The organism is Nocardiopsis sp. NPDC055879, assembly GCF_053615935.1.
The window spans coordinates 273,899-281,802 of sequence record NZ_JBSHCT010000008.1; the positions used below are offsets into that span (position 1 = coordinate 273,899).

Below are 7,904 nucleotides of genomic sequence, written 5' to 3' on the forward strand. Positions count from 1 at the left end.
ACCCACACAACCCTGGCCAACCACAAGAATCCGGTAATGGATACAGGATCGCGGCCCGTGGCGGGATGCCACGGGCCGCTCTCGTCCCCTATGCGCGGGTGGTGGGCGTCACCGGCCGCCGGAGAACTCGTAGACCAACTGGTAGGTGGGCCGGTTCTGCCAGGCGATCGGCCACATGTCGATTCCGCCCACCGACTGGTGGATCACGGTGTCGGCGCACAGCTGGTCACCGGCCGAGCAGTGCTCGTCCCCGGGGTAGACCTCCTCGGCCGGGGTGGCCGCGGCCGAGGCGAGGCTGTCCAGCAGCACCGTCCGGCAGTCGCCGAGGTCGCCCTCGCCGCAGTAGACCCGGTCGCCGAGCGCGCCGTCGACCTCCTGGTCCAAGGCCGTTCGCAGGTCCTTGTCCACGTACGACCACCAGCCGTACTGGAACGCCGAACCACGGTGCGGCTGCCCCTGGTTGACACTGCCCGGTTCGCCGCCGCCGATGGAGCCGGAGGGCGACTCGTCGGTCTGGACGGCGCGGGTCAGCTCCTCGTACAGACCCTCGCCCAGACCGGGTTCGAACTGGGCTCGCACCAGGATCGGCCACCAGGCGTCCAGCACCCGGATGGCGTCGGCGTGCTCGTAGTGACCGGCGTCGCGTTGGGGTTCGCGGCGCAGGGCCCCCGAGTCCGCCCAGGTGCGCAGGGACTCGACCGTCTCGGCGAGTTCGGGGTCGTCCACCTCCGCGGTGTCGATGACCTCCAACAGCAGTGGAAGGACCTGTTCGGCGCGCAGGTCGGCGACCCCGGCCTCCATCATCGTGCCGGTGAGGGAGGCCGTGGTGAAGCGGTGGCCGTCCTCGATGAGGCCGGAGACGCGACCGTCCAGCAGGTCGTTCCGGTGCACCGAACCGGTCGACCAGCCCGACGTGTAGCCCTGGGCCGGCTTGTTGTTCCAGTTGACGATGTAGTCCGGGTTGATCTGCTGCGGGTGGTCGGACGGCGGGTGGTAGTCGGCCCCGTTGGTGGCCGGGTCCCAACCGGACCAGCCGGCGTCGGAATAGGCGTCGATGGGCATGTTGGGGTCGGTGCCCTCGGTCCGGACGGGGTTGTCGCCGGAGTTGATGAACGCGATGTCCTGGTCGTCGACGTAGTGCCAGTTGAACGCGTAGGCGATGTCGTGGGCGGCCTCGGTGAAGGTCTCCGCCGAGTTGATCAGGTCGGGGTCGTTGAACTTCTGGAACCCGATGATGGAGTCGACCTCGCGCATGTAGGTGGACCGCAGCTCGGTGAAGGCCACCGGTGCCCCGTCGACGGTGGCGAAGGAACTCACCAGGCCGTGTTCGGAACGCAGCGAGGTGAGCGTGTAGCCGCCCTCCTCGGTACCGTCGGCGATGGTGGGCGTCCAGTCGTTGCTGACGCTCAGGGCCTCGAAGTCCACGCAGTCGCCGGAGGAGTTCACGTAGGAACGCGAGGCGGTGGTGGGCTCGGAGCCGTCGGTCTCGCACAGGTCCACGGCGAAGGTGTCGGTGATGTCCTGGCCCGCCGAGGTGGCGCTCCAGGCGTAGTCGACCCCGCGCCCCATCTGGACGTAGAAGCTCACACCCGCGAAGGAGGCGCCGCGCGCGCTGATGCCCGGCCCCTGGAGTTCCTGGAGCATGAGCAGCTGCGGGGAGAAGTATCCGGTCTGCGGTCCCATCACCGCGACGGGGTTGCCGCTCTCGGTGTGCTCGCCGGACACCAGCAGGGCGTTGGACATGCCGCGCGGGTCCATGAAGCCCTCGGGCAGCACTCCGTCGTCGAAGATGCCCTCGGCGGCGGACAGATCGCCCTCCTCGACCATCTCCTCCAGCTCGGCCCGCTGGTCCTCGTCGAGTTCCGCCACGGTGGGCGCGTCGGCTTCGGGGACGTCCGGGGCCTCGGTGGTGGAGGCCTGGGACGCGGCGTCCGGGGCCGCCGAACCGTACTCGTCGTGGACGATGTCGTAGGGCTCGACCGAGCCGGGATCGGGGACGACCTGACCGATCGGATCGTCGGGGGTCTGGGAGTAGGGGAACTCGCCGTCGACGGTCACGGAGGCCTCGGGATCGTTCTCCATGCGCCAGGCCCGCCAGAGCTCCAGGCCCTCCTCGGCTCCGTAGCGGTCCTGGAAGTTGGCCAGGACGATCGCGGACTGGACCTCACCGCCGCCACCGCCGCCGAAGATGCCGCCGACCATGGCGGCGATGCCCACGACGTCCGTGGTGGTGAAGGGCTCGATCTCACCGGAGTTGGTGATGGCGTCCTTGTGCCCGGTCAGCACGTACTCGCCGGGGAAGTAGCGCCCGCCGTCGGCCTCTTCGATGTAGGCGTTGACGCCCTCCAGGTAGGAGTCGACGTCGGCGAGTGCCTGCTCGCCACGTTCGCCGCCCTCGCTCGCGATCCGGTCGATCTGGAGCTGTTTGTCCTCCTCGGTGTAGGGGGCGGTGGCCCACAGGTCCTGTTCGAGGCCCCGGTTGCCCTCCGCTCCGCCGGCGAAGGAGGTGAGCTCACCGCGACCGACCCGGCGCAGGATGTCCATGAGGAAGAGGCGGTCCTCACCGGCCGCGTACCCGGCACCGAACATGGTGCCCTCTCGCGTGGTGCCGGTGATGTGTGGAATGCCGTGCGCCGCGTCGCGGACGATGGTGACGTCCTCGCGCGGCCGGTACTCGCGGTCGACCTCGTCCTCGTCGACGCCGTAGGAGGCGTCCTGGAAGAAGTCGTCGAGGCCTTCCTCGGTGAGTCCGTCGTAGTGGTGCACGAGGTCGTCGTACATGTCGAGTTGGCTGGAGGAGTGCTCCGGGCGTGTGCCGAAGACCTGGTGGCCGAGGATCTCGACCAGCGTGGCGTTGCCGTTCTGGCCCGGGGGAAGGATGTCGTGGCACCCGGAGGGCGCGCAGTAGTCCTCGTAGGCGACCGGCTCGGCCATGACCGGGGGGGCCGGCAGGGCGGCTGCGAGGGAGGCCGTGACGGCCAGGGCCGCGCCCATGGCGCCGGCGCGGAACGGGATCCTGCGCGAGGAGGGTCGAAGGGGCGGGGGTGCGGGAGACATATACGTCACCACCTGGGGGTGCGGGCGATGGATCAGCGAAAGGTTACGCACGAGTAAGGAAATCGCGAAAGACTTTCATGTTTTTCGGGAGGGTCCACCGCACACCGGTTCGGAGCGCCACGTTTACGGTGAGCCAGGCCACACCAGCCGAAACGGCTGCGTACAACCCGTATCCACCACGCCACCGAACGTCGAAGGGTGGCCACAACCGGCCACGATCCACACTCGACCGTCCGCAGGGCATCGGCCGGGACAGGGGCTTTGACACAATTCCCACATGAACGAGTACCCCGAGCAAGGCCGCCCCTGGCAGCAGCCGGACGGCCAGACCCCCGGCTGGGGCCTTCCCCCACAACAGCACTCCGGAGGGCAACTGGAGCCCTACGGAAACCCCACCGGTGGTTACCTGCCGGCCGACCCGGGAGGCCACCCCGCCCCCGAACCCACCCTGCTCACCATCGGGGACATCGCCGTCACCCAGACCAGCGTCATCACCCCCGCCGGCCGCTTCCCCATCAAGGGCAGCGTGTGGACCCTGTCGGACATGAGCCGCACCGAACAGTCCACCCCCACCTGGGCGATCATCGTCGCCATCCTCATCTTCTGGTGGACCTGCCTGCTGGGCCTGTTGATCCTCCTGGTGAAGGAGACCAAGACCACCGGGCACGTGCAGGTCACGGTGCAGGCCGACGGCAGGTACCACGCCACACAGCTCCCGGTGAGCAGCCCGGCGCTCGTGCGTCAGATCAACCAGCAGGTCAACTACGCCCGATCCCTGGCGGCCTGACCCCTCGCGTGTCCCGGGACGCCCTCGGTCGGGCGTTCCCGGTGACCGCGCGCCGGGTCACGACACGCCCGGCGCCCCCGGCGGGATGAACGGCGCCCCCTTCGGGACACCCTCCCCGAGCAGTCGCCACACCGCGTCGGTGTCCACATGCTCCGCCACCAGGTCACCCAACGCGTCCAGTCGTTCCGCGCGGGCGGCAGCGAAGTCCGTGTCCGGAGCCACCACGAAGTCACGACCCGCCACGTGCGCCACCTCGGTCAGGAAGGCCCGGCGGAATCCGTCGTTCTCCAAGGCTCCGTGCCAGGTGGTCCCCCACACACGACCGTGCCGGCAGCCGTCCAGGAACGGTTCGCCCCCGCGCACGGACACCCTGCCGTGATGGATCTCGTAGGCCTCCACCCGCTGCCCATAGGCCCATCCCACCGGACGTCCCAACGTCTTGTCCGCCGCGAACTCCACCGTCGTGGGCAGCAGACCCAACCCCGGCACCGAACCCGCGTGCGACTCCACCTCGTCGCGGATGGACTCGGCCAGCATCTGGTAACCGCCGCAGATCCCCAACACGGGCCGGTCCGCCAGCACCCGGTCGATACCGCGCTCGCGCACCCACGCCAGATCGCGCACGGTCGCCCGGCTGCCCGGCAGCACCACCAGGTCGGCGTCGGCGGCCTCCGTCGCGGAGGTCACGAACCGCACGTCGACCCCCGGCTCCACGGCCAGGGCGTCGATGTCGGTGAAGTTGCTGATCCGCGGCAGTCGCACCACCGCGACCCGCAGCGTGCGGGCGAGCGGCGGAGCCATGGGCCCCCGATCCACACCGAGCGCCAGGGAGTCCTCCACGTCCAACCACAATCCGTCCAGCCACGGCAGGACCCCCAACACCGGGCGCCCGGTCAGGTTCCGCAACATCTCCAGGCCGGGTTCCAACAACGACCGGTCGCCCCGGAACTTGTTCACGACGAAGCCCGCGACCAGCGCCTGGTCTTCCTCGGCCAAGAGCGCCAGTGTCCCGAACATCGACGCGAACACCCCGCCGCGGTCGATGTCGCCGACCACCACCACCGGTAGATCGGCGGCGCGCGCCAGCCCCATGTTCGCGATGTCCCCGGCCCGCAGGTTGATCTCGGCCGGGCTGCCCGCCCCCTCGCACACCACCACGTCGTAGTCCTCACGCAACCGGGCCAGGCCCGCCAAGGAGGCGGCGCGCATGCGTTCGCGCATGACTCCATGGCCCAGGGCGTCCACCTCGCCGACCGCCCGTCCGTCGATCACCACCTGGCTGCCGCCCGCCCCCGGCTTGAGCAGCACCGGGTTCATGTCGGCGGTGGGTTCGATCCCACAGGCGGCGGCCTGCATCGCCTGGGCGCGGCCGATCTCCGCCCCACTCGGCGTCACCGTGGAGTTCAACGACATGTTCTGCGCCTTGAACGGGGCCACCCGCACCCCCTGCCGGGCCAGCCACCGGCACAACCCCGCCGTGACCACGCTCTTGCCGGCGTCCGAGGTGGTACCGGCGACCAGGATCGCGTTCACCGGGCCACCGCCACCAACAACGCGCCCAGGTTCACCACGCGTGCCAGACGCACGGCCCGACGAATGTCCGCCACTCCCACCTCGGGCCCCTCCCCCATCACCGGTCGATGCTCCACCCGGTCCCCGTAGACGTTCGTGCCACCCAACCCGCGATCCAGCGCCCCGGCGAACGCGGCCTCGCACTGCCCGGCGTTCGGACTCGGATGCGCACCACCGTCCCTTCGCCACACCCGCCACGCCCGTTCGGGGCTTCCACCCACCACCGGCGCCGCCGCGATCGCGAGCAACGCGGTCAGCCTCGACGGTGCCCAACCGGCCACGTCGTCCGAGCGCGCGGCGGCCTTGCCGAACCGTTCGTAGCGCTCACTTCGGTGTCCGACCATGGCGTCCAGTGTGTTGACCGCCCGGAACCCCACCAGCCCGGCGGGGCCGCACAACGCTCCCCACAGCAGCGGCCCGACCACTGCGTCGGAGGTGTTCTCCGCGACCGACTCGACCACGGCCCGCGCCATCCCGTCCGCGTCCAGGTGCTCGACCTCGCGCCCGCACAACCCACCGACCAACGTGCGCGCCCCGTCCAGATCCCCACGCTCCAGTGCGTCGGCCACCCGTTCGGCCTCTCGCCCCAACATGCTGCCGCCCAGGACCGCCCAGGTCGCGACGGCCGTGACCGCCGATCCCCGCAGCCGTGACCCCGCCGCCACCACCGGAAGCACCGTCGCCCCGACGAACAGAACGCCCGCGGCCACGGAATCCCGGTAAAGTCGACGTTCACACCATCCCGCGGCCGCCCCGAAGAGCGCCACGGGGTGTCCCCTCCGGGGGTCCGGCACCAACCTGTCCAGCACGAATCCCGCGATCAGTCCCCGTCTCACCCTCTCAGTCAACAGCACCTACGAGGGTGCCCAAACCACGGCAAACCCGGGTTTGCCACGCAATGCAACGGCCCATACACCTAGAGGCTCTAGAGTCGAGGGAAAGGGGGAGCGCATGCTGTTCGCGGTGGCGTCACTGATGGTCCTGGCAGGTCAATGGTGGGTCTTCTGACCCTCTCGGCCGCCCCCGCGCCGGGGCGGCCAGTTCACGAAACACCGGCCGCGCAGCGGCGCACCCGGGGTTAATCACGGGTAACGTGGGGCTCGAAGCCCATAGCGACCGATTTGGTGGAGCGCGCGTGGTAATGAGACGCAACTGCGAATCACCGTAGTTGGTGAGTCTTTGCCCTCCCGTGGGCGACATCTGACGAATACCCTAGAATGTCTGCCCGGGACACCACTGCCCAGACCAGCCGCCCACTGGACCACCACCCCACCCCACAAAACGTCACGCCCTGATCACCCGCAGCAATGTCAGGTCACAACCCAATCGAGCACCCGTAGCTCAGTGGATAGAGCACCGGACTTCTAATCCGACGGTCGCAGGTTCGAATCCTGCCGGGTGCGCCACAAAACCCCAGGTCAGACGGGGTACACGAGGACCTCAGGCGAGGTCCTCGTCGTGTTTCTGGGCGATGTGTGCTCCTCGTGTGCTCCCCAGTACAAGGTGGGTGCAGGTGGGGGTCGACCTCCCGAAGCACTTTGCCATTCCGTGACCCTAGCGGCCCCGCCCCGGGATACCCCCATGGCCACCCACCAGCGCCCCACAGCCGCCCCGACGGTCACATGGAGCACGCTTTGGGCCCGGGCCACGTCCTGTCACCCCACCGGCCGTATACGGCCGATTCCACCGAAGCCCCGGCCGCCCTGGCGGTCAGATCCGATACACGGTCGAACAGAATGTCGTCATGCCTTGAGAGCCTTAACTCATGAGCTATGACCTAACCGTCTGGGAGGGGCGATACCCCTCCACTCACGCGCGGGCCAGCCGTCGTACCACGGCAGTTTCGTCGGGGGACCGCCCCTGTGGCCAGAAGACCGACCTTGCTCCGTATGTGACGGCTCGCACCACGACCGCGATGCCAGCACCCCATGGAGGGGAAGTCCGCCTCATCGTGCTCCTCCAGCTCTATCGAACGAACGTTACTGACGTCTTCTCCCGAGGCGCGACCTTCTGCAAGCGCTGTGGTGCCCCTACGACGGCTGAAGACATCGGACTCAATCATCTAGGGCAGGAGCCCTGCGCACAAACCCCAATCGGAGGCACATCATGAGGCACGTCGACTACTTCAAGAACTTTCTCGACAACACCGTCAACCTCTCCAAGTTCAAGCTGGAGACCCTCAGCGGACGGGTCGATGCCATCTACGACCTTCTGAAGGCCGACGAGGAACTGGGGCCACTCCTCAAGAAGAAGATTCCTCAAGGCTCATGGCCGCAGAGGACCATCATCAACCCGCAGAACGGCAAGGCCTTCGATGGCGACTTCATGGTCCAGATGGTCAAGAATCCCGAGTGGAACGACGACCTGAAGAAGTATGGAGACGCCATCTACAATGAGGTGATCTCAGCGAGTTTGCTTCTCGATATTGGTCAGCGCCAACGCGGCTTGCACGATCATCCCGATCTTGGACGGGCTCATCGTGGTGTGA

The 7,904-nt window shown here is 68.4% G+C and carries 5 protein-coding genes and 1 tRNA gene; 3 read left to right on the forward strand and 3 right to left on the reverse strand.

Annotated features, from left to right (window positions below; genetic code table 11):
* Positions 1–108 precede the first annotated feature (108 nt).
* Positions 109–2,994: a penicillin acylase family protein gene (locus tag ACWGKS_RS12080; protein ID WP_358509525.1), complete on the reverse strand. Its 2,886-nt coding sequence runs from the start codon at positions 2,992–2,994 to the stop codon at positions 109–111.
* A 340-nt stretch (positions 2,995–3,334) separates the two neighbouring features.
* On the opposite strand from ACWGKS_RS12080, the gene ACWGKS_RS12085 reads away from it, so the two are divergent.
* The gene (locus ACWGKS_RS12085) at positions 3,335–3,844 is read left to right on the forward strand and encodes a hypothetical protein (RefSeq protein WP_358509363.1); all 510 of its coding nucleotides are present in this window, start codon (positions 3,335–3,337) and stop codon (positions 3,842–3,844) included.
* Positions 3,845–3,901: 57 nt separating this feature from the next.
* On the opposite strand, the gene ACWGKS_RS12090 is transcribed toward ACWGKS_RS12085, so the two are convergent.
* Together ACWGKS_RS12090 and ACWGKS_RS12095 are read right to left on the reverse strand one after the other, a co-directional pair.
* Positions 3,902–5,377 carry a cobyric acid synthase gene (locus tag ACWGKS_RS12090; protein ID WP_358509361.1) on the reverse strand — a complete coding sequence of 492 codons (1,476 nt, stop codon included), beginning with the start codon at positions 5,375–5,377 and terminating at the stop codon, positions 3,902–3,904.
* Entirely contained in the window at positions 5,374–6,237 is an 864-nt protein-coding gene (locus ACWGKS_RS12095; protein WP_358509522.1) for a cobalamin biosynthesis protein, read from the reverse strand. The genes ACWGKS_RS12090 and ACWGKS_RS12095 overlap by 4 nt, the downstream gene beginning before the upstream one ends.
* 509 nt (positions 6,238–6,746) lie before the next feature.
* Here ACWGKS_RS12095 and ACWGKS_RS12100 point away from each other — a divergent pair.
* Both ACWGKS_RS12100 and ACWGKS_RS12105 read left to right on the forward strand, forming a co-directional pair.
* A tRNA-Arg gene (locus ACWGKS_RS12100) sits at positions 6,747–6,822 on the forward strand.
* 700 nt (positions 6,823–7,522) lie between these two features.
* A partial coding sequence (locus ACWGKS_RS12105; protein WP_452522588.1) for an SMODS domain-containing nucleotidyltransferase occupies positions 7,523–7,904 on the forward strand: 382 nt, incomplete at its 3' end.

Coding starts and splice junctions, on each gene's coding strand:
- ACWGKS_RS12085 (WP_358509363.1), top strand. CDS start 3,335: ATGAACGAGTACCCCGAGCAAGGCCGCCCCTGGCAGCAGCCGGACGGC.
- ACWGKS_RS12080 (WP_358509525.1), bottom strand. CDS start 2,994: ATGGGCGCGGCCCTGGCCGTCACGGCCTCCCTCGCAGCCGCCCTGCCG.